The sequence below is a fragment of the Vibrio albus genome (assembly GCF_003144035.1).
GTDB classification, from domain to species: Bacteria; Pseudomonadota; Gammaproteobacteria; order Enterobacterales; family Vibrionaceae; genus Vibrio; species Vibrio albus.
On the sequence record NZ_QFWT01000012.1, the window covers coordinates 81870 to 104948 of the forward strand.

Sequence of the window (23079 nt, forward strand, 5' to 3'; positions counted from 1 at the left end):
ACTAGAGACTAGAGACTAGAGAAGAATACAGAGCGCTGCGCTTAAGAGTACAGAAAAAATAGTCGTGACTCTGCTTTTATAGTCTCTGGCAGCGAAGCGATCTCGTTTCTAGATTCTTAAAAAATTTACAACATCAAACACAACATGTTTTAAGGAATAAAACCAATGGCAGGCAAGACATATAAAATCGCCGTTTTACCGGGTGATGGTATTGGCCCAGAAGTAATGCAGCAGGCAAATAAAGTGCTGGATGCTATCGAAAAGAAACACTCCATCACTTTCTCCCGCGAAGAGCACGATGTTGGCGGTATTGCGATTGATAACCACGGCTGCCCGCTACCGGAAAGTACCGTAAAAGCGTGTGATGATGCTGATGCCGTACTGTTTGGTTCTGTTGGCGGACCTAAGTGGGAAAACCTGCCACCCGATGAGCAGCCTGAACGTGGCGCACTGCTGCCTCTGCGTAAACACTTCCAGCTATTCTGTAACCTGCGTCCGGGCCAAATTCACAAAGGTCTTGAAGCCTTCTCTCCACTGCGTGCTGATATTTCCGGCAAAGGGTTCGATATCGTTGTGGTTCGTGAACTGACTGGCGGTATCTACTTCGGTCAGCCAAAAGGCCGTGAAGGTGAAGGCGCGAATGAGAAAGCGTTCGACACCGAGGTTTATCACCGTTACGAAGTTGAACGTATCGCTAAGATCGCCTTTGAGTCCGCTCGTCTTCGTGGCAAAAAAGTGTGCTCCATCGACAAAGCCAACGTGCTGCAAAGCTCTATCCTGTGGCGTGAAGTGGTGGAAGAAGTGGCTAAAGATTACCCGGATGTTGAGCTGTCACATATGTATATCGACAACGCAACCATGCAATTGGTTAAAGATCCGGCACAATTTGATATCATGCTGTGCTCTAATATTTTCGGCGACATTATCTCTGACGAATGTGCCATGATCACCGGTTCTATGGGCATGCTGCCTTCTGCCAGCCTGAACGAAAGTAAGTTTGGCCTGTATGAGCCAGCTGGCGGCTCTGCTCCGGATATCGCAGGCAAAAACATCGCTAACCCGGTTGCTCAGATCCTGTCTGCTGCACTGATGCTGCGTTACAGCCTGGGTGAAGAAGAAGCCGCTCAGGACATCGAAGCAGCCGTAAGCAAAGCTCTGTCTGCTGGTGAGCTGACTGCGGATCTTTCCGGCGATAAACCAGCCCTTTCGACCTCAGAAATGGGTGATAAGATCGCTGAATACATTCTGGGATAAGAGACAAGAAAGGAAGCAATAAGCAATGTCTAAAACATTATACGAAAAAGTCTATGACGCCCACGTTGCCGTAGCAGCGGAAGGCGAAAACCCGATCCTGTACATCGACCGTCACCTGGTACACGAAGTGACTTCTCCGCAGGCCTTTGACGGCCTGCGTGAAAAAGGCCGTAAGGTACGTCAACTGGGTAAAACCTTTGCTACCATGGATCACAATGTGTCCACAACCACCAAAGATATCAACGCTTCCGGTGAGATGGCACGCATCCAGATGGAAACCCTGTCGAAGAACTGTGAAGAGTTCGGTGTCACACTGTTTGATATCAACCACAAGTATCAGGGTATCGTGCACGTGATGGGCCCTGAACTGGGTATCACTCTTCCGGGCATGACCATCGTATGTGGTGACTCCCATACGGCAACCCACGGTGCATTCGGTTCTCTGGCCTTCGGTATCGGTACCTCTGAAGTTGAGCACGTTCTGGCGACTCAGACTCTGAAACAAGCTCGCGCCAAAACCATGAAAATCGAAGTGAAAGGCAAGGTAGCAGAAGGCATTACCGCCAAAGATATCGTGCTGGCGATCATCGGTAAAACTACCGCTGCCGGCGGTACAGGCTACGTCGTTGAGTTCTGTGGTGAAGCAATCACAGACCTGACGATGGAAGGCCGTATGACCGTTTGTAATATGGCGATTGAAATGGGTGCGAAAGCGGGACTTATCGCTCCGGATCAGACTACGTTCGATTACATCAATGAACGCGAATACGCTCCAAAAGGTGCTGACTGGGATGCAGCGGTTGCATACTGGTCAACGCTGAAAACCGATGATGATGCTGAATTTGATGCTGTAGTGACTCTGGAAGCCGAAGATATCAAACCACAGGTCACCTGGGGTACCAACCCTGGTCAGGTAATCGCGGTTGATGAACCAATCCCGGGCCCTGATGACTTCTCTGATCCGGTAGAAAAAGCCTCTGCAGAAAAAGCGCTGGCTTACATGGGACTGGAAGCGGGTAAAGCTCTGGCTGACTACAACGTAGATAAAGTGTTTATCGGTTCTTGTACGAACTCCCGTATCGAAGATATGCGCGCAGCCGCCGCTGTAGCGAAAGGCAAGCAAGTTGCCGCTAACGTTCAGGCACTGGTGGTTCCGGGTTCTGAGCAGGTAAAAGCGCAGGCGGAAGCGGAAGGTCTGGATAAGATCTTTATCGAAGCCGGTTTTGAATGGCGTCTGCCTGGCTGCTCTATGTGTCTGGCAATGAACAATGACCGTCTGGGACCTCACGAGCGTTGTGCTTCAACCAGTAACCGTAACTTCGAAGGCCGTCAGGGCCGCGATGGTCGTACGCATCTGGTAAGCCCGGCAATGGCTGCCGCAGCGGCAGTGGCTGGTCACTTTGTTGATATCCGAACTGTTGAAACACAAGACGTATAAGGAGCGTAGCATGTCAGGTTTTAAACAACATACAGGTCTGGTCGTTCCTCTGGATGCCGCGAACGTCGATACAGATGCCATCATCCCGAAGCAGTTTCTGCAGAAAGTCACCCGTACCGGTTTTGGTAAGCACCTGTTCCATGACTGGCGTTTTCTTGATGATGCCGGTGAACAGCCAAATCCGGATTTCGTAATGAATGCACCTCGCTATCAGGGCGCAAGCATTCTGGTGGCGCGCGAGAACTTCGGCTGTGGCTCTTCCCGTGAGCACGCCCCTTGGGCACTAGCGGACTACGGCATCAAAGTGATGATTGCACCAAGCTTCGCCGACATCTTCTACGGCAACTCCATCAACAACCAGATGGTGCCGGTACGTCTGACGGAAGCGGAAGTGGATGAGATCTTCCAGTTTGTGGAAGCCAACGAAGGTGCGGAAGTCACTGTAGATCTGGAAGCAATGAGAGTAACTGCGAATGGTAAAGAATACTCATTTGAAATTGATGAGTTCCGCCGTCACTGTCTGCTGAATGGTCTGGACAATATCGGTCTGACCCTGCAGCACGCCGATAAAATCGCTGAATACGAAGCGAAAATCCCGGCATTTATGGCTTAATACATAGGTCTTAATGGAAGAGCCCGTTAGCGTCAGTACGTTAACGGGCTTTTTAATGCGAGAAACTAGATCGCTGCGCTGCCAGAGACTATAAAAACAGAGTTAACGTTCACCTATGCGCCATAACCATTTTTTACCCCACCAGTCTTGCTTAACCCCAACACCTTTCTTAAATGAGTGTATAAAAAATAAGAGGCTTTTCTGTAGTCTCAAAGCGAAGCGCTCTGTATTCTCTTATAGTCTCTAGTCTCTAGTCTCTAGTCTCTAGTCTCTAGTCTCTAGTCTCTAGTCTCTAGAAGTATATTCAGGCTCATTGCATAAAATCCCCAAAAACCCTAAATTCCCGGTTGACTTTTATGCCCTAAATCCGTTCAATATACGGGCTTTTTAGCAGAAGAGGAGCATTGCCCAGGCAGGTGTTTTGTGGAGCCTCAACTCCAATACAAAATACTCAGGGGGAGCAATGCCGAGATACATATTCAGTGACGGTGAATATGTATCGGTCGTACAGGCTGAATCCTGGCGACTGTCACCAACAACAGGTTTGGTGAAGAGCTTCTGAGGTACGCATCCTGTCTATATGCATCTCCTCTGCTCTGAGAAATATCTCTTCCAAACGAAACATGTAATACCAATTCCAATCATTATCTAATGACTAGAACTGGTATCAGTTTCTACTACACTTACTCATTTAGAAACTTTTGGGAGAAATGCCGTGAGCGCATTCAATGTAGCAAAATTTGGTGGTACCAGCGTCGCCGATTTCGAAGCCATGAGCCGTTGTGCTGCCGTTATTGATAATAATCCGAATACCAAACTGGTTGTCAGCAGTGCCTGTTCCGGAGTCACCAATATCCTGGTTGAACTGGCGAATGGCGTGCAAGAAGAAGCGCGTCGTATTGCGCTGGTCGAGCAACTAAAAGAGATTCACTTCTCCGTTATCGGGCAGCTGAAACAGCCAGAACCTGCCAAATCGGCTGTAGAGTCCCTGCTGAAAAGTGTTACCTCAGCAGCAGAAGCCGCTTCTTTCCAGAGCAGTGACAAGCTGACCGACCATATCGTGGCCTATGGTGAGCGCATGTCTACCCACCTGTTAACTCAGGTTATGCAAGATCGCGGCATGAATGCGGTCCGTTTTAATATCCGTGACATTATGCGCACTGACAGCTCTTATGGTAAAGCCGAAGCGCAACTGGAAGAGATTTCTGCATTAGCTGACGAAAAGCTGATTCCGCTATGTAAAGACCATGTCGTGGTCACTCAGGGCTTTATCGGTGCAGATGCAGAAGGTAACACAACCACATTTGGCCGGGGCGGAAGTGACTACAGTGCAGCATTGATTGCCGAAGCTGTCAAAGCGGCTGGCCTGGAGATCTGGACTGATGTTCCTGGTATTTATACGACCGACCCGCGTATCGCGTCTAAAGCCTCCCCTATTCCTGAAATCAGCTTTAGCGAAGCTTCGGAAATGGCAAACTTTGGTGCCAAAATCCTGCACCCATCAACGCTGGTACCGGCGCTACGCCATCAGATCCCGGTGTTTGTCGGCTCATCGAAAGAGCCGGAAAAAGGCGGCACCTGGATTCGTCAGCAGGTAGAAAGTCAGCCTCTGTTCCGCGCGATTGCCCTGCGCAGAAACCAGACCATGGTGACACTGCACAGCCCGAACATGTTCCACGCCTACGGCTTCCTGGCTGAGGTTTTCCAGATCCTGGCTAAATACCAGATTTCCGTGGATCTGATCACCACCTCGGAAGTCAGTGTTGCCCTGACACTGGACAAAACCAACACCGCAGGCGGTGCACCTGAGCTACCGGCAGAAGCAAGAGCCGAACTGGAAGAGCTATGTAAGGTAGATGTTGAATATAACCAAAGTGTTATCGCCTTGGTTGGTAACAAAATGAGCGGCAGCAAAGGCTACGCAAAGAAAGTATTCAGCACGCTGGAAGATTTCAACCTGCGCATGATCTGCTACGGTGCCAGCCAGCACAACCTGTGCTTCCTGCTGCACGAATCTGTTGCTGCAGAAGCCGTGCAGAAACTGCATGCAGAGCTGTTTGAAGGTTAAGACTAGAGACTAGAGACTAGAGACTAGAGACTAGAGACTAGAAGAAAATAATAAAGCCCGCGGCTTCAATAAGCTAGCGGGCTTTGTTTTATAGTCTCTAGTTTCTAGCAGCGAAGCGACCTAGTCTCTACGACAGGTTAGGCCCTAACCAGCGTTCAGCTTCCACGCGATCCCAGCCTTTACGCTGCGCATAATCATCCAGCTGATCTTCCTGAATCTTCGCTACCGCAAAGTAACGGGAGTCAGGATGAGAGAAGTACCAGCCCGATACCGAAGCACCCGGCATCATGGCATAGCTGCTGGTCAGTTGCATACCGATCTGCTCTTCCACACCCAGCAGATCCCAGATAGGCCCTTTCTCTGAGTGTTCAGGACAGGCAGCGTAACCCGGTGCAGGACGAATACCCTGATATTTCTCACGGATCAGATCATCATTGCTCAGGTTCTCATCCGGTGCATAGCCCCAGATTTCAGTACGAACCTTCTGATGCAGATATTCCGCAAAAGCTTCTGCCAGACGGTCAGCCACAGCCTGAATCATAATGGCGTTGTAGTCATCACCCTTGGCTTTAAAGTCATCTGCCAGTTCGCGCTCACCAATACCGCCGGTCACCGCAAACATACCAATCCAGTCCTGCTTACCGCTCTCTTTCGGTGCAATAAAGTCCGACAGACAGTAGTTCGCACCTCGAGGTTTCTGAGTTTGCTGACGCAGATGATGCAGTACTTTAGTCACTTCATTACGTGAGTTATCGGCATACACCTCAATGTCATCACCAGTACTTGCTGCCGGGAACAGACCACAAATACCGGCCGTTTTCAGCAGCCCTTCCGCTTCGATACGATCCAGCCAGTCATTAGCATCTTTAAACAGCTTTCTTGCTTCTTCGCCCACTTCTTCGTGATCAAGGATTTTCGGATATTTACCCGACAGAGACCAGGTCATAAAGAACGGTGTCCAGTCGATATACTCGCGCAGGGTACTCACATCCATATCTTCAAATACATGCACGCCCGGTTTTGCTGGTGCCGGTGGCGTATAGCTCTCCCAGTCCGTTGCCAGCTGGTTGGCTCTTGCCTGTTCCAGAGTAACCGGCTTGGTACGTGGTGTTTTGCGGCTATGCTGCTCACGCACCAGTTCGTATTCTGCTTCCAGTTTTTCAACAAAGGCCGGACGCAGCTCATCAGAGATCAGTGAAGAACACACCCCAACAGCACGTGATGCATTGCTGACATACACAACAGGGTGGCTGTAGTTCTGCTCGATTTTCACCGCCGTATGAGCTTTAGACGTGGTGGCACCACCGATCATTAACGGAGTATCAAAACCATTCCGTTCCATTTCCTTGGCAACGTGTACCATTTCATCCAGAGACGGTGTGATCAGACCGGAAAGACCAATCAGATCCACATTCTCTTCTTTGGCCACTTTCAGGATTTTCTCACACGGCACCATCACGCCAAGGTCGATGATCTCATAGTTATTACACTGCAGCACCACGCCGACGATATTCTTACCGATATCGTGCACATCCCCTTTTACGGTTGCCAGCAGGATCTTACCGTTCGACGTTCCCGCCTGCTTTTCCGCATTAATATACGGTTCCAGATAGGCCACGGCCTGCTTCATCACCCGGGCAGATTTCACCACCTGAGGCAGGAACATTTTACCTTCGCCGAACAGGTCACCGACCACGTTCATACCATCCATCAGCGGTCCTTCGATAACCTCCAGTGGTTTACTGGCATTGGCTCTAGCTTCTTCAGTATCTTCAACAATAAATTCAGTGATGCCTTTCACCAGCGCATGTTCAAGTCGCTTGGTTACCGACCAGGTGCGCCACTCCAGAGCCGACGCATCTTCTTGCTTGCCGACAGCGTTCTCACGGTACTCATCCGCAATTTCCAGCAGATTTTCTGTTGCATCAGCATGGCGGTTCAGAATCACATCTTCGACCGCGTTACGCAGTTTTTCCGGTACGTTATCGTAAATTTCCAGCTGACCGGCATTCACGATCCCCATATCCATACCATTCTTAAAGCAGTGATACAGGAAGACGGCATGAATCGCTTCACGCACGTAGTTATTACCACGGAAGGAGAAGGAAACGTTCGACACCCCACCAGAAATCATCGCATGCGGCAAATCACGCTTGATATCCGCGACCGCTTCGATAAAGTCCACAGCGTAATTGTTGTGTTCATCAATACCGGTCGCTACAGCAAAGATGTTCGGGTCAAAGATAATATCTTCCGCCGGGAAGCCCACTTCATCCACCAGAACGCGATAAGCATTGGTACAGATTTCCAGCTTACGCTCGCGGGTATCCGCCTGACCGACTTCATCAAAGGCCATCACGATCACAGCAGCGCCATAGCGACGAATCAGTTTTGCCTGCTGAATAAACTTCTCTTTCCCTTCTTTCATGGAAATGGAGTTTACGATCCCCTTGCCCTGAATGCATTTCAGGCCGGCCTCGATCACTTCCCATTTGGAAGAGTCGACCATAATCGGCACTTTAGAGATCTCAGGCTCGGACGCACACAGGTTCAGGAAACGCACCATGCAGGCTTCCGCATCCAGCATGCCTTCATCCATATTGATATCGATGATCTGCGCGCCGTTCTCCACCTGCTGACGAGCCACTTCCAGCGCTTCGTCATAGGCTTCTTCTTTAATCAGACGTTTAAAGCGGGCAGAACCGGTCACGTTGGTTCGCTCACCCACGTTGATAAACAAACTCTCTTTTTCAATCGTCAGCGGTTCCAGACCAGACAGACGACACGCCACCGAAAGCTCTGGCAGCTTACGCGGAGCCACATTGTCCACCGCTTCCGCCATGGCACGGATATGCTCCGGAGTGGTACCACAACAGCCGCCAACGATATTCAGGAAGCCGCTTTCTGCCCACTCTTTAATATGTACCGCCATATCAGCGTCTGACAGGTCGTACTCACCAAAAGCATTCGGCAGACCGGCATTCGGGTGCGCGGAAACATAGCATTCAGAGATACGCGACAACTCTTCCACATACTGACGCAGCTCGTCCGGGCCCAACGCACAGTTCAGACCAAACGAAATAGGCTCCACATGGCGCAGTGCGTTATAGAAGGCTTCGGTTGTCTGACCGGAAAGCGTCCGGCCAGAGGCATCCGTAATGGTACCGGAGATCATCACCGGCAGCTTAATACCCTGCTCTTCAAATACAGAATCCACCGCAAATGCACACGCCTTGGCATTCAGCGTATCGAAGATGGTTTCGATAAGGATAAGATCCACACCGCCCTTAATCAGCGCACGGGTCGACTCAGAGTAAGCTTCCACCAGCCCATCAAACGTGACATTTCGGAAACCCGGATCATTCACATCAGGTGAAATAGAACAAGTCCGGTTGGTCGGGCCCAACACACCCGCAACAAAACGCGGTTTTTCAGGCGTTTTCGCTGTCCACTCATCAGCAGCCTGACGAGCTAACCGGGCAGCTTCGTAGTTGATCTCGTCGCTCAGGCTTTCCATATCATAGTCAGCCATCGCGATGGTCGTCGCATTAAAGGTGTTGGTTTCCAGAATATCGGCACCGGCTTCCAGGTAAGCTGAGTGGATATTTTTAATAATCTCAGGCTGAGTCAGCACCAGCAGGTCATTGTTACCTTTCAGGTCGCAATGCCAGTCGGCAAAGCGTTCACCGCGATAATCGTCTTCTTCCAGCTTATAACCCTGGATCATGGTACCCATACCACCATCCAGAATCAGAATACGCTGTTTCAGTTGTTGTTCAATCAGTTGTCTTGTATTGCTTATGCCCACAGTACTGCCTCAATCCTTGTCCATGTACAGACTAGTCATCTTTCGTAAAGTTTTCTTCCGAGAAGTGTTCCAGATCATACGGTGTACGCTGGTAAACGCAATAGTTAAGCCAGTTAGCGAACAACAGATGACCATGACTACGCCAGCTCGCGGTTGGCGCATTATCGGGATTATCATTCGGATAATAGTTTACCGGAATAGCCGGGTCCATGCCTTCTCCTAAATCACGAACATACTCATTGTGCAGAGTGTGTGAATCGTACTCAGGATGACCGGTCACAAACACATTACGCTTATCCTTTGTCGCCGCCAGATAAACACCGGCCACATCAGAAGTCGCCAGGATATCCAGATCCGTATGCTCAGACAAATACTCAGGAGAAAAATCCGCATAACGGGAATGCGGAGCCAGGAATGTATCATCAAAACCACGCAGCAGAGCGTTGTATTGCTCATGAATGCTGTGCACGTACACGCCAGATAGCTTTTCTTTTCGGGTTCTTTTCGGCAGGTTATATAAGAGTTTCAGACCCGCCTGCGCAGCCCAGCACACGAACATGGTCGAGGTCACATGGTCTTTTGCCCAGTTCATAATCACCTGTAGGTGATCCCAGTACAGCACATCTTCAAACTGCACCAGCCCCAGAGGTGCACCGGTAATGATAAGGCCGTCAAAATTGCGGTCTTTCACCATTTCAAACTGACGATAAAAGGTATCCAGGTGCTCGGTCGGGGTATTCTTACTCGGGCGGTTGTCGATACGCAGCAGCTCAACATCCACCTGCAATGGGCTGTTCGATAGCAGACGCAGAAACTGAGTTTCCGTCTCAATTTTTTTCGGCATCAAGTTCAGAATCAGTACCTTTAGCGGACGGATCTCCTGAGTGGAGGCCCGTGATTCTGACATCACAAAAATGTTTTCCTGGCGTAATACATCAGAAGCAGGCAGTTGATCGGGAATCTTAATTGGCACGGCTTTCTCCATAAGCTATCTAGACGTCTATACAGCCAGATTAACCGAAGAAATTTGTGATGTCGAGCAGAAATCACCACTGAAAACGAAAGCCTTCTGCAATCAATTATCATCAGCTCTAATAAGAAAAAATAAGTCTATGATACTTTTGCTTATACGAAGTGTAGAGCCATAAGAAAGCAAACGAAAAAAGCCACATCAAACTGATGTGGCTGGTGCAAAAAACAGTGCAAAAAAATAATAAGACAGTGGATTGCTCAGTCGATTAGAATGAGTACTTGGCAACAAATTTCACAAAGTTGCCGTCTTCTTTATCTGCTTCAGTTTCAAAAGAACCCGTCTGGAATACCAGGTCAGTTTTCAGTGAAGAAGTCACTTCATAGGTTGCACCTACATAAGCAGTTTTGGCTTCAACATCTTTTCCGTCAACTTCACCATCAACGAACTGAACTGAACCATACAGCTCTACATCATCCAGCTTGTATTTAGCCATAACAGAATAAGTGTTACCTTCGTTAGGAAGCAGGCCAGCCTTTTGCAAATCAAGCTCTACGCTATCGCTCACTTTCAGTTTAGTCGCATCTTCAAAGCGAATAAAAGCCGCACCCAACGTAAGCTCGTTTACAGTGTAGTCACCACCCAAACCGATTGAACGCGCGCTGCCGCCATCAGAACCGTAAGCTACTGCAGCAGAAAAATCGTCAGTTTTATAGTTCAGAGAAGCTGCGTAGTTGCTTTCGTGTTTGTCTTTACCGTCTTCAACCACACCACTATCTGTTTCGTAGTTAGCGGAAAATTCAAGATCGTTAATGGTCTTCTTATAACGAAGCCCCTGGCCGTCAACACCACCCTGATCTACCATATACAGGTTTTTACCCTTACCCGCTTTGGCTTTATTTACCACGCCAAATGAGTTGCCGGTGTCACCGACAGAAAAGTTACCCAGATCAGCGTGATCGTACTCTACTTTAATATCAGCAAATTTTGCTTCTTTAGCTGTACTGTCACCAGCGTTAATTGCATATGAACCTACAACTTTAGATTTTTCATCCAGAGTGTGAGTACCAATTACTTTCAGCTGTGCATCAGTATATACATGCAGGTTTTTATTTACCTTATCAGACTTCACAGACAGTGCTGTGGATTCTGCCCAGCCTTTAATCTCTACTTTATTATCATCTGACGCATAAATTTCGCCAGCAGAAACAGTGCCTGCCGCAACAAGTAGGGATACCGCTGCTGCTAATGGTTTGATGTTCATAATTAACTCCAATATTTTACTATTGATTACAATATTTATGTAACCCATTGTTTTAACTTAATTTAAGCTAAGAAAATCATCCGCTCAGCAAAAATCAGTGGAACTAACTATTAAATAAAAATATATAAAATTAAATAAAAAACTGTTTTATTATTTTGTTTTCATGAGACAGATCGAAAGGAAACAAAGTTTTACTGAAATTAAAAAATATAAACACAAGAATATAATTACAACTTTAAAATACAGAACAGCGTAATATAAAGCGCACAAAACTTATTATTTAAAGAACGCAATACGGATAATTAATCAATATATTCATTATGAAAAAACACAACCTACTGTATATTTTCCCTGATCAATTTCGTCTGATGTCCCTTGGGTTATGGCAGAACCCGGAATTTGCCACCCTGATTCCTGGTCGAGGCGATCCTGTATTCACCCCAAACCTTGATCAACTGGCAAACCAATCAACCATTCTGACCAATGCCGTCAGCAACTGCCCGGTCTGCAGCCCGCACCGTGGCAGTCTGATGACCGGCAATTTTCCTTCCCGGAGTGGTGTTCCCCTTAACTGTCATTCACAGCGAATGACATCCGAACTGCCCGACGATGCCCCCTGCTTTACGGATGCCTTAGCTCAGGCTGGCTATCATGTGGGCTATATTGGTAAATGGCATTTGGATGTTCCGACACCGAATGATCCGGAAAATCCGGGAGAGTTTGTCGATTCCAGAACCCCTGCCTGGGACTCGTATACCGAGCCACAGCGCCGTCATGGTATTCACTACTGGTATGGCTACGGCACCTTTGACGAACATAATAATCCGCACTACTACGATACCCACGGCAAACGCCACGACCCGAAAACCTGGTCTGCCGAGCATGAGGCAGACAAAGCCATTGAATATCTGACCAACCAGAATGGGGAACGGGATCAGGACAAGCCATTCGCTCTGTTTCTCTCCATGAACCCACCTCATAGTCCCTATTCAGGCTTAGAAGACTGCCGGGAGTCTGACTGGCAGTTGTATAAGGATAAAACCCATGCAGAACTGCTGGTAAGAGACAATGCCAGCCATGATATGGATAAATCGGATGCGGCCGCTTATTACTTTGCCAACGTGTCGGGAGTGGACAAAGAAATAGGCCGGATCATCGACACTCTTAAAACAATGGGCGAGTGGGAGAATACGCTGGTCGTCTTTACCAGTGATCACGGAGAAACGCTATGCAGTCACGCGATCAGTGATGCCAAAAACTGCATTTACAACGAGGCGTTCTCTGTCCCCTTCCTCATCAAACGACCTGGCCAGAAAGTACATTTTCATTCCCCGGCTTTCGTCAACAGCGCCGATATTATGCCCACCACGCTCGGGTTGCTGTCGCTACGTGAATACACTCCAGCTCCGATTCATGGCCGGGACCTCTCTCAGATAGTGAATCAGCCGCAACCAGAGTTTCAGTCCGCTCTGTACCTGAGAAATCTGGATGGTGAACGAAACTCTCAGGGTGAAGTCGTCGATTACTTCCCTCAGTCACGCGGTATCAAAACTGAGCATTACACGTTAGCGATCGATATCAATACTTCTCACCAAATAACATCCACCCTGCTGTTTGACAATCAGAGCGACCCCTATCAGTTCAACAACCTGCCTTTCGAACCGGATGCACCTTACGTCCGCCACCTGCTACGCGAAATGGCGAAAGAACTGGTTCGGGTTCAGGATCCATGGGCCGAAAAAGGTATTCTGGCTAATCTGCTGCCTTACCATCTGTTTGATAACTAAATCGATACCCTAGATACCCAGCAGAGTGATACCCATAATAAAAAAGGCCCGAAACCGGGCCTTTGAACTTAGAAGGGATATCTCCGAAAAATACGCTATGCTGCGTTTATCTCCGGTGGTAATTCTGCCACTGGTACCGCAGCGATCAGACGCTGGGTATACGCTTCCTGAGGATTATGAATCACCTGTTCAACACTGCCCTGTTCCATAATTTTGCCATGTTGCAACACGATCACCCGGTCACAGAAATACTTTACCGTCGCAATATCATGCGTGATCAACACAAACGCCGTACCAAACTCATTCTGGAACTCAATCAGCAAATCCAGCACCTGCGAGCGCAAAGATACATCCAGAGCGGCTGTCGCTTCATCGGCAATGATCAGTTTTGGAATGGTCACCAGAGCCCGGGCGATAACGATACGCTGGCGCTGACCACCAGAGAAGGCATGCGGGTAGCGGCTGGCAAATTCAGCAGGCAGCCCTACCCGGCTCATCATATCGCGAACACGTTTCTTACGCTCTTCTCCTGACAGTTCCGTACGCAACAGCTTAAGTGGCTCTTCGATAATATCGGAGACGGTCATACGCGGGTTCAGCGATGACCACGGATCCTGAAAAATCAGGCGCAGATCCGCAAACAGAGGATCCCGTTTACCTCGTTTGTAATCCGACAACTCCATATCAATCTGGTTAGCTTCATCAACATAACGAATACTGCCAGAGGTGGCCGGTGACATACCTAAAATCGCCCGGCCTAATGTACTTTTACCGGAACCTGATTCACCAACAATCCCGAGAGATTCACCAGCATGCAGTACCAGACTCGCATCATCGACAGCCGTCATGTATTCCGCTTTCTGCAGTAACTTAGTCGGCTTCTCAAACACTTTAGTGACGTTACACACATCCAGCAGAGGTTTCCGGTTACCATACTCTTCGGCATTAAATGCACGCTTAAACTGTGACGGACTCTCAAGAGCACGGGTCGCATTCATCAGTTTAATGGTATATGGATGTTCCGGTGCCTCGAAGATCTGCCGGACATCGCCCTGCTCAACCAATACTCCTTTCTCCATCACCACAACGCGGTCTGAGATCTGCGCCACCACACCAAGGTCATGGGTGATAAACAAAATCGCCATGCCGATCTCTTTCTGCAGCTTGGAAAACAGATCCAGGATCTCGGCCTGAGTGGTCACATCCAGAGCCGTGGTTGGCTCATCGGCGATCAACACATCCGGGCGACTGGCGATCGCCATCGCTATCACCACCCGCTGACGCTGACCTCCCGATAACTGGAACGAATACTTGTTGATCAGACTTTCCGGTTCAGGCATCTGCACCTGATGCAGCAGTTCCAGTGCTCGCTGATGAGCCGCTTCTTTACTAATACCCGGCTCAACCAGAACCAACACTTCCTTGATCTGATCACCCACGGTATGCACAGGGCTCAGCGCCGCCATCGGCTCCTGAGATACCAGAGAAAAACTAAAACGGCGCAGATTGCGCATTTCTTCGCTGCGCGGATCCAGAGTAGTGATATCCACTTTTGAACCATCCTGATGCAGCATGATTTCACCAGAATCAATCCGACCCGGCTTGTCCAGCAACTGCAGGATCGCACTGGAAGTCACTGACTTACCGGATCCTGATTCACCAATCACGGACAGGGTTTCACCACGATAAAGCTCAAAACTGACGTTTTTTACCGCATGGAACGTTTCCATGGTTGTCGGGAAGCTGACGTTAAGCCCTTTAACTTCAAGCACTTTTTTCATTTCAATAGAATTCTCAGCCATTGTTAATACCTTATTTCGCACCTTGATCGTGGTATGGGTCACAGGCGTCACGTAAACCGTCGCCAACAAAGTTCATCGCCAGAATAGCAATCACCACACATGCCGCCGGAATAAGCAGCCAGACGGCTTCTGCCAAAGCACGGATATTCTGCGCTTCCTGAAGCAGAACGCCCCAGCTCACCATCGGTGGCTGCAAGCCTAATCCAAGGAAGCTCAGAGAGGTTTCACCCAGAATCATGGCCGGTATCGCCAGTGTCACCACGGCAATAATGTGGCTCAGGAAGTTAGGCACCATATAACGGCGGATAATTTCAAACGGCGTGTTACCATCCAGCCAGGCTGCAGCCACATATTCTTCGTTTCTCAGTGACATAAAACGGCTGCGGACCACACGTGCCATGTCCGGCCATGCGACCAGTCCGAGGATAATAGTGATCAGAAAATAGCGCTGCAGCGAGCTCCAGTCATTAGGCAGAGAAGCCCCCAATGCCATCCAAAGAGGCAAGGTTGGTATGGATTTGATGATCTCCATCAGACGTTGAATAACGTTATCCACTTTACCACCGAAATAACCTGAGATACCGCCGACCAGAATACCGATAAAGAAGGTACAGAAGACCCCTATCAGACCTACCGACAGAGAAATACGGGCACCATGAATAATACGCGACAGCATATCGCGCCCCATACGGTCAGAGCCCAGCATAAAGAATGGCTGCTTGCTGTTTTCCGGCACCAACAACTTGTACTGCATCGGGATAAATCCAGCCAGTGTGTACGGTTCCGTTTTACCGAAGAATTCGAAATACACTTTCTTTTCTTCATCTGGCGTATAGTCCCGCTTCAGGGTCATGATATTGGTTTTTACATCATATCCCACCATATGCGGAGCCCATTGCCAGCCATCGTCCGTCTGCTCAAACAGATTCACTTCCTGCGGTGGTGCGTAGGTATAACGACGCCAGGTATCACTCGGATCAAATGGCGCGAAGAATTCCGCAAAAATCGCCACAAAATAGAGCACTGCCAGGAACCAGATGCTATACCATGCCAGCTTATGCCGGCGCAGCTTAATACCGATTAGCTGCCATGCAGTGGCTTCTGCTAGGTTAATCTCTTTCTTTTTTCGTTTAAACAACTTACCAAAAATCCCGCTGTCTGAAGCTGCGGTAACATTACTACTCATAACTCTTGCTCCTTACAGTCCAGCGCGTACGCGTGGATCTACCCAATACATGATCAAATCTGAAATGATGGTACCAATGATGGTCAGCATCGACATAAATAGAAGGATATCCCCTGCCAAATACATATCCTGATTACGCAGGGCATTCAGCATTGTCGGGCCCATGGTCGGAATATTCAGTACCTGACTGACAATAACGTCAGCACTGATCAACAGTGGTAGCTGCCAGCCGATAACAGCGGCAAGAGGAAGAAAAGCAACACGAATAGGGTATTTAAGTAAAAGAGTGGATTCTTTTTGCCCTTTCGCACGAGCCGTTTTTACATAAGGTTTGGTCAGCTCATCCAGCAGGTTAGCCCGCATAATCCGGATGATCCCGGCCATACCAGCGGTACCGGCAACCAGAATATACAACCAGCTGCGACTGACACCGTTCATAAACTTATCAAATGACATCGGCTGACTGATATATTCCGCCGAATACAGGCCAGACAGCATCACATCAAAGCTATGGTAGCCGATCAGCAATGCCACAATCGCGATGACAAAGTTTGGCGTAGCCATGCCGATAAAACCAAAGATAGTGGCGACATAATCACCAAAAGAGTACTGGCGAAGAGCCGAGTAAACACCGATAGGTACCGCAATAAGGAATTTAAACAGAAGTACGGCTGAAGCCAGCAATATAGTCGGCAACATCGATGGTGCGATATTGTCCCAAACCGGTTTGTTATTCACTAGTGACAGGCCAAGATCTCCGGTCAGAAGTCCCCCCATCCAGCTCAGATAACGCTCATACAAAGGCTTATCCAGGCCGAACATTTCACGCAAAACTAAAATTTGCTCCGGGTCGACATCCTGCCCCATCGCCGCCATTTCAGCGATTCTGGCAGAAGCAAAATCACCCGGAGGCAAATCTATAACGACAAAAACTAACGCTGATACAACCAACAGGGTGGTAAAAACCGCAGCCAGTCGACGACCAATGTACAGGAAAAAACTACTCATCATTATTCCTATAGTTATATAAATATTTCTATTGGGTTTGACAGAGCAGGCCAACAGCCTGCCCCGCCCGGGTGGAAAAAATTACTTCGCTTCTTTCCACAGTTGAGAAGTCCGCATCGGACCTGGTGAAGCAATGCCGTACGAGGAAGGAACTTCCGTATCAGCATTATGTACACCATGTTTGATCACAACCCCTTCATCCAGAGAAGAAACCGTACCAATTACATAGAAGTTCTCTTTTGCAATCTTAACGATTTCGCTCATCAACTTAGTTTGCTCTTCTGTTGAGGCCGTGTTACCCATCTTGCGGTACAGTTCGATTTGCTTCTTAACGTGAGCTGGCGGCTCAACCGCATCCGCATGGTTTTTATCACTCATCCAGTAGTAATAGCCCAGACCCCAGGTTGATTCCGGGTTCTGCGGTGCATAGCTGCGGAACGCATCCAGCACACCGATACCACCGTCACCAAGAGCAGGAATCAGGTCATAATCATTCGCCAGACGCTGAGTCTGCAGGTATGACCCTTCTACGATGCGGATATCCAGGAAAATACCCACTTTCTTCCAGTCATTTTTCACCAGTTCCAGAATATCGGTTGGTTCGCCAACTTTACGCTGATCAAACAAAGCCTGAATACGCAGACGCTGACCAGTTTTGTCCAGTCGGTATCCTTCATCATCACGTTTATTCAGACCAATAGCATCCAGCATCTGATTGGCTTTTTCCGGATTGTATGCGGTGTACTGAGTAGCAAACTTTTCATCATAGAATGCGCTACCCGGCGATGGCGCAGCCTGATAAGGGTCTGTTACCCCTGAATAGATCGTTTCGCTAATCCCTTCGCGGTCAATGGCATAAGACAGCGCAATACGGAAATCTTTATTCGCAAACAACTCACGCTTAACCGGATCTTTACTGGTCTGGTTCAGGCCAAGAATAGTGGCATTCATGCGGGTACTAGGACGAGTCTGATACTCGTAACCGCCTTTTTCTGCATTTTGGAACAACATTGGGCGATACTGCGCTTTACCAATATGACGGGTCTGGAAATCTGTCTCACCAGCCGCAGCACGTAGCACCATTTCTTCTTTGTTTTCTGAGTATGCGAAATACACTTCATCCAGATAAGGCAGCTGATTACCTTCTGTGTCTACCTGCCAGTAGTAAGGGTTACGTTCCCATACCGCATATTGAGTCGCAGGCCCCGGAGTCACTTTAACCTTCCAGGCATTCACGCTTGGACGATCAGGATTCTGGTAACTCTCCTGGAAGTAGATAGAACGACACTTGGTCTGGAAGAACTGCAGCCAGCTATCAAAACCGGCTTCTTTTGCCTGTTCACCCGCATTCTTGTTTACTTCAGGCAGGAACTGTTCACAGTAATGCTTAGGGAACTGAACAATATTGGAACCATCGGTATTAGCCAGCTTGCGGATAAACATGCCATCTGGCTTAGCCAGCGTAATTTTCACGGTATGCTCATCCACAACAGTGGCAGTAGCATCACCCGGAGCCCTGGCATACATAGGCCGGTTCCCCGTCCAGTCCGGACGCCCCACAAGATCGATATAGAATTTAATATCTTCAGCAGTGAAAGGATGACCATCTGACCACTTAACACCCTTACGCAGACTGATGGTGTATTCTGTCAGGTCGTCGTTTACGGCGTAATCTGTCGCAAGGTTTGGCTCAATACCAGTATAGTGACGGTTAAAATTGAACAGGTTGTCGTATTTCAGCATACGCATACGATGACCTGCATCGGTCTTCAGACCAACCAGACGTAATTGACCGCCGTACTGACCAATCGATTCAATCGGAGTTACAACTAATGGCTCTTCAGGAAGACGCTCTTCTACCGTCGGCAACTCACCAGCCTTAACCAGCTTAGCAAGCTGAGGGGCTTCATGATAATCCGTTGCCCATGTAGAAAAAGAAACTGCAGCGGCAACCGCTACTGCGGCTTTCCCAAGTGTAGGTAGTATGTTCTTATCTCGCATTAATCACTCTCTAACATAGTGTTGCTAATACCAAATCTAATCAAAACCAAGGGCTTGATTAGTTCGCTCTTACGGCATTCCCGCTATCAGCCCTGATAGACCAGCACTAACAGCAAAGAAAACCCTCTGCTGGCGTTAATTAAATAAGAAATACATGATTTTTTAAAACAGCTTTTTGATTTTGCCGACTCACTTCAAAACTACGTTTTATTTTTTTAAGTTAAAGGTTACAAACATCACACTTTGGATAAACTTATCGACGGATTTCACCTTTCTGAGTACCGAAAACTATCGACAACAGGGTGAATCACCTAATGCTTTTACAAGCAAAACAAATGGTTACAATTAATAATAAAATAAACACACTAGAGGAAGAGCAATACTCACCTCCTAGAAGCCACTTTTTGATCGAGCGAAGAATACAACAAGGGGGTTAGTTACATGATAAGGATGTTCTGGATGCAAGATAGCCGACTCTTCAGGCTAGGGATAAATTTTTTAGTGATACACATTTATGCAATCTATTATTGGTAACAGATTGCACAAATGCACGGAATTCAGGACAGTCTCTGTTTACAAGTCAATCGTCGATTGCATTTCATAGACGACCAAACCAGCATCAGTCCCTACATGATAGTACTCGTAGTCTACTTTCCCTTTCGTCTGTAGCAATGCATAATTATCCTTCTCATAAATAATTTTGTAGTGCTCTTTATCTGCTTTTCTTTCTTCGAACGTACCTAGAACAACGCTTTTTGAACTGTAACGAACCTGTTTTTTCGAAAGAATAATCTGATTCACTTCAGGCTTATAAATAAAGGTAAAAAATAAAGTTCCCTCTTTAGAAGTACTAAATGACAACTCAACAAAGCCTTTTTCTTGCTCATCTTTATATTTTGAGGCGCTAAGTTCATTGAGCCCAAGCCAATATGAATTCCAGTCGGAATTAAATGCAAATTCTATACTGTCAAATATTTTCTTTTTTACAGCATTATCCGTATCCTTGATACCAAGCTGATCGGTAACCTTTCCTATAACCTTTTTCTGAGTATCAGACAAAGATTCATACCCACCTAACGCTAAGGCATTACAGCTAAAGACAACCAACAAAAAAGTTATAATTTTCCTCATTTAAACACCATCCCATAAATAATAACGTTTACGACTCATACAACATAGAGCATATGCTCAATACTACTAAGACACAGAACGCCGTTCAATATAATTGGAGTGATGAATATCTAAAATCGTCGATATAGGAAATAACTTTGAAATTAATACTTTAATCTCAAACGATAAAAAGACACCCACCCAGTCGGGCGAGTTCCTTTTGATATAAATACGTACTTTCTATGGTAAACCCTTTCACCCGACCGGATATAGACCATAAAGCTCCTCAGAGCCTATGTATTGGTATTTGTTGGCGATATTCAACGAAGTACACCGCGACCAGAATACATTGCTCTATAGTCCACGGAGGCACAGCGATCCATTCGACAGGATATGCACCGGAAAACAGATTTGGAAAGCATAAAAAGATCATTGGATTGGAGAAGGACGAAGTGTCGTATGGAAAGCTTGAGATTTATCGGGAGATGAATATGAAAAAAGCCTCAGTCTTTCGACTGAGGCCTTGAAGATGGCAGGGGTGGAGAGATTCGAACTCCCAACACGCGGATTTGGAATGAGTGCTTTCGCTGCATTAATTTCAATAAAAAATCATACAGTTACCAGTATTGGTGGTGGTTAATGGGACTTATTCAGCGACCATAAATCTCTGGCCAGAATTACTTCATAGAGTCACCCGCTATGACTTTAATACATCGACCAACCGGGCGACATCGAACCTGAACTGAAACCTGTCAAGCTGGTAAATTCAATGGCATTACTTCGCGACGGGAAGCACTAGTGGAATTAGCCTCGCTTTACCACCTCAGGACATCCAGTTCCTAGCAGAGCACCCGAGTTCCAACGGTATTCACTATGAGAGTATGTTGTATAACCCAGAGATTTTACCCTTCCCAAACGCCTTGGCTTAGAGTTGCTCCTATCACCAAATAATGACATTGGCGGGATGAGTATGGTAGTTACACAACAAGGTTCGGTCAGGGAGTCAGCCACCAGAACTCTCTGCCTATTTAGCCTTAGAAACCGCAGCTAAGAATCCAACAATTAAAGCAACCGTTGCAAGAGCACCTAAGCTGCCCTCTTCAGTATTTTCAGTCTTAACTGGTAGCTTATCCTCACTAACCAATTCACCTTCGATCGCAAGCTTGTCTTCAGGAAGCGCTGGCGGCACCGGTAGCGATTCGACATCTAGAGTAGATATGTTGTCCAGTGCTGAGTCCACCTTCTCTTTTACTTCCTCTGTTATCTTCTTCACATTCTCTAAGTCACTCTTCGTGAACAACTTGTTGTGAGCAATTTTATTTCTCAGTTTATAAAGCTTGTCCCATCTTGTTTGTAAATACTTCGATTCACACTCAACCAACTCAGAAAAGTACCTTTCCCAATTTGATTCCGGGATGTATTTCCCCAGATCTTCCTTATCGATATCACCAGATTTGATGCTTTTAAGGACATCGGGTGTCACATCCTCCAATGGAGTTTCCTTAAACAGAACATCATTTAGAGTGATGAAATCTAAATCGTATAGTGGGTTATCTCCATTCGAGACTTCCTTTCGAGAGTTGCGAACTTCATCGGGTATGCTGTCTATCCAAGCAGGATCTAACTGAATCAGGGTAAACTTCGAATATAACTTCCTCATCAGATTTTCGCAATACTTCCCATTTACGTAAGCCATGCCCTTATAGTCATCAAAGCAATTATCGACTGTTGGCATATGCGACTGAAAGCCTTAAGCTGCTATCACCTAAGCAACCAGACCAATAAATCATGCTGATCTTCAACTGTACTAAAGCCGCTAGTGACTTTTTCACCGTAACCCGTAAGGGAGAAAAAATATCACCCATAGAACCAATACCATGCAAGTTAATGTCAGATGATGTTGATTACATCAAAGACAGCGATGGAAATACACCGCAAGAGCTCAGCGAGTGGTTAGTGCATGTGGTCAGAGTTAAGCGCAAACCTATCATTTTCGCTATTGAGAAGGACACCCGCTATGTGATGACCTTTGTTGATCTGAAAAAAGGTGAGTACCGACGATTTGTCACTGACTTCATAGCTCGTGCAGCAAAGATGGTGCGCTACTTCGGCGAAGACTTGATGATCATGAATAATGATAACTTTCAGTCTATGTTGAATAATTTTCTTGATGTAAATAGTGAGTTCCGATTTTTTAGTCGTTCGGACAGGAGTATGCAATCTCATATCAATGAGATTGCTTGGTTCTTTAAGGACACAGCTGAGAATTCTGGTTGCTTGCCTGATACCGAGCAAGTGATGTGCTTTGATGCGGATATGAACAGTATGCCAAAGCAATACAAAGGGCTTAAGGACATGATCTATCCGGCGAACCAGATGTTGTTCCATTGGCTTAGAAACTACTGTGATTACGATGAACAGCAGATTGAGGAGATCTCAGAACGTATACGAGAACTTAAGCGAGCAATGTCTGGTGCTCCCATGCCCATAAAGATGAGTACAGATCACGAAGAGTGGGATCTACAGAACCAACCAGAGTCTATTCCGGACAATGTGATCGTGTTTCCAACCAAGCGATAGATAGTACTCCCAGTCGGTTTCGCCCTACCCACCCGACCAGATATAGACCATAATACCAATCGCACTAATTTTATGATCTAATGTAAGCTTCGAAAGGAGCTTATATGACACCTGATTTCCCTAAACTAATTCGCGCCACATCAGATGCAAGAATGCGAACAAGACTACTTGCCGTTTCCCACTTTGTTGA

Annotated in this window: 15 protein-coding genes and 1 riboswitch; of the genes, 6 read left to right on the top strand and 9 right to left on the bottom strand. The window is 47.3% G+C overall.

Annotated elements, in window-relative coordinates; all coding sequences use genetic code 11:
* Positions 1–165: 165 nt before the first annotated feature.
* The 4 genes from leuB (at position 166) to lysC (ending at position 5373) form a co-directional block, all read left to right on the top strand.
* Positions 166–1254: a 3-isopropylmalate dehydrogenase gene (gene leuB, locus DI392_RS17835; protein WP_109321052.1), complete on the top strand. Its 1089-nt coding sequence runs from the start codon at positions 166–168 to the stop codon at positions 1252–1254.
* Between the two features lie 25 nt (positions 1255–1279).
* Positions 1280–2692 carry a 3-isopropylmalate dehydratase large subunit gene (leuC, locus tag DI392_RS17840; RefSeq protein WP_109321053.1) on the top strand — a complete coding sequence of 471 codons (1413 nt, stop codon included), beginning with the start codon at positions 1280–1282 and terminating at the stop codon, positions 2690–2692.
* A 10-nt stretch (positions 2693–2702) separates the two neighbouring features.
* Positions 2703–3305, top strand: a complete 603-nt coding sequence (leuD, locus tag DI392_RS17845; protein WP_109321054.1) for a 3-isopropylmalate dehydratase small subunit — start codon at positions 2703–2705, stop codon at positions 3303–3305.
* A 386-nt stretch (positions 3306–3691) separates the two neighbouring features.
* Positions 3692–3871, top strand: a riboswitch (Lysine riboswitch).
* A 149-nt stretch (positions 3872–4020) separates the two neighbouring features.
* The gene (gene lysC, locus DI392_RS17850) at positions 4021–5373 is read left to right on the top strand and encodes a lysine-sensitive aspartokinase 3 (RefSeq protein WP_109321055.1); all 1353 of its coding nucleotides are present in this window, start codon (positions 4021–4023) and stop codon (positions 5371–5373) included.
* Positions 5374–5500: 127 nt separating this feature from the next.
* Here the strand turns inward: lysC and metH are convergent, their stop codons facing one another.
* From metH to DI392_RS17865, 3 genes are all read right to left on the bottom strand, one after another.
* Positions 5501–9181: a methionine synthase gene (gene metH / locus DI392_RS17855; RefSeq protein WP_109321056.1), complete on the bottom strand. Its 3681-nt coding sequence runs from the start codon at positions 9179–9181 to the stop codon at positions 5501–5503.
* 31 nt (positions 9182–9212) lie between these two features.
* Entirely contained in the window at positions 9213–10154 is a 942-nt protein-coding gene (metA, locus tag DI392_RS17860) for a homoserine O-acetyltransferase MetA (protein WP_109321066.1), read from the bottom strand.
* A gap of 265 nt (positions 10155–10419) precedes the next feature.
* Positions 10420–11415, bottom strand: a complete 996-nt coding sequence (locus DI392_RS17865) for a porin (protein ID WP_109321057.1) — start codon at positions 11413–11415, stop codon at positions 10420–10422.
* Positions 11416–11735: 320 nt separating this feature from the next.
* Between DI392_RS17865 and DI392_RS17870 the strand changes: the two genes are divergently transcribed.
* Complete coding sequence (locus DI392_RS17870; RefSeq protein WP_109321058.1) at positions 11736–13202, top strand: sulfatase family protein; 1467 nt, start codon at positions 11736–11738, stop codon at positions 13200–13202.
* A gap of 95 nt (positions 13203–13297) precedes the next feature.
* Here the strand turns inward: DI392_RS17870 and DI392_RS17875 are convergent, their stop codons facing one another.
* From DI392_RS17875 to DI392_RS17900, 6 genes are all read right to left on the bottom strand, one after another.
* On the bottom strand, positions 13298–15004 hold the full coding sequence (locus DI392_RS17875) for a dipeptide ABC transporter ATP-binding protein (RefSeq protein WP_425445702.1): 1707 nt from the start codon (positions 15002–15004) through the stop codon (positions 13298–13300).
* 10 nt (positions 15005–15014) lie between these two features.
* Positions 15015–16190 (bottom strand): ABC transporter permease, encoded by a 1176-nt coding sequence (locus DI392_RS17880; protein ID WP_109321059.1) that lies wholly within the window; start codon positions 16188–16190, stop codon positions 15015–15017.
* A 12-nt stretch (positions 16191–16202) separates the two neighbouring features.
* A complete protein-coding gene (locus DI392_RS17885; protein WP_109321060.1) occupies positions 16203–17198 on the bottom strand; it encodes an ABC transporter permease in 996 nt (331 codons plus the stop codon).
* Between the two features lie 81 nt (positions 17199–17279).
* Positions 17280–19199, bottom strand: coding sequence for an ABC transporter substrate-binding protein (locus DI392_RS17890; RefSeq protein ID WP_109321061.1), 1920 nt, complete (start codon positions 19197–19199; stop codon positions 17280–17282).
* Between the two features lie 573 nt (positions 19200–19772).
* On the bottom strand, positions 19773–20330 hold the full coding sequence (locus tag DI392_RS17895; RefSeq protein ID WP_109321062.1) for a hypothetical protein: 558 nt from the start codon (positions 20328–20330) through the stop codon (positions 19773–19775).
* 1003 nt (positions 20331–21333) lie between these two features.
* A complete protein-coding gene (locus DI392_RS17900) occupies positions 21334–22044 on the bottom strand; it encodes a HEPN domain-containing protein (RefSeq protein WP_109321063.1) in 711 nt (236 codons plus the stop codon).
* Between the two features lie 152 nt (positions 22045–22196).
* Between DI392_RS17900 and DI392_RS17905 the strand changes: the two genes are divergently transcribed.
* On the top strand, positions 22197–22889 hold the full coding sequence (locus DI392_RS17905) for a DUF6933 domain-containing protein (RefSeq protein WP_146194546.1): 693 nt from the start codon (positions 22197–22199) through the stop codon (positions 22887–22889).
* The last annotated feature ends 190 nt before the right edge of the window (positions 22890–23079 follow it).

Excerpts from the sequence above, each read along its gene's own strand:
- leuB (WP_109321052.1), top strand. The coding sequence starts at position 166 with ATGGCAGGCAAGACATATAAAATCGCCGTTTTACCGGGTGATGGTATT.
- leuC (WP_109321053.1), top strand. The coding sequence starts at position 1,280 with ATGTCTAAAACATTATACGAAAAAGTCTATGACGCCCACGTTGCCGTA.
- leuD (WP_109321054.1), top strand. The coding sequence starts at position 2,703 with ATGTCAGGTTTTAAACAACATACAGGTCTGGTCGTTCCTCTGGATGCC.
- DI392_RS17865 (WP_109321057.1), bottom strand. The coding sequence starts at position 11,415 with ATGAACATCAAACCATTAGCAGCAGCGGTATCCCTACTTGTTGCGGCA.
- DI392_RS17870 (WP_109321058.1), top strand. The coding sequence starts at position 11,736 with ATGAAAAAACACAACCTACTGTATATTTTCCCTGATCAATTTCGTCTG.
- DI392_RS17875 (WP_425445702.1), bottom strand. The coding sequence starts at position 15,004 with ATGGCTGAGAATTCTATTGAAATGAAAAAAGTGCTTGAAGTTAAAGGG.
- DI392_RS17880 (WP_109321059.1), bottom strand. The coding sequence starts at position 16,190 with ATGAGTAGTAATGTTACCGCAGCTTCAGACAGCGGGATTTTTGGTAAG.
- DI392_RS17885 (WP_109321060.1), bottom strand. The coding sequence starts at position 17,198 with ATGAGTAGTTTTTTCCTGTACATTGGTCGTCGACTGGCTGCGGTTTTT.
- DI392_RS17890 (WP_109321061.1), bottom strand. The coding sequence starts at position 19,199 with ATGCGAGATAAGAACATACTACCTACACTTGGGAAAGCCGCAGTAGCG.
- DI392_RS17895 (WP_109321062.1), bottom strand. The coding sequence starts at position 20,330 with ATGAGGAAAATTATAACTTTTTTGTTGGTTGTCTTTAGCTGTAATGCC.
- DI392_RS17900 (WP_109321063.1), bottom strand. The coding sequence starts at position 22,044 with ATGCCAACAGTCGATAATTGCTTTGATGACTATAAGGGCATGGCTTAC.
- DI392_RS17905 (WP_146194546.1), top strand. The coding sequence starts at position 22,197 with ATGTCAGATGATGTTGATTACATCAAAGACAGCGATGGAAATACACCG.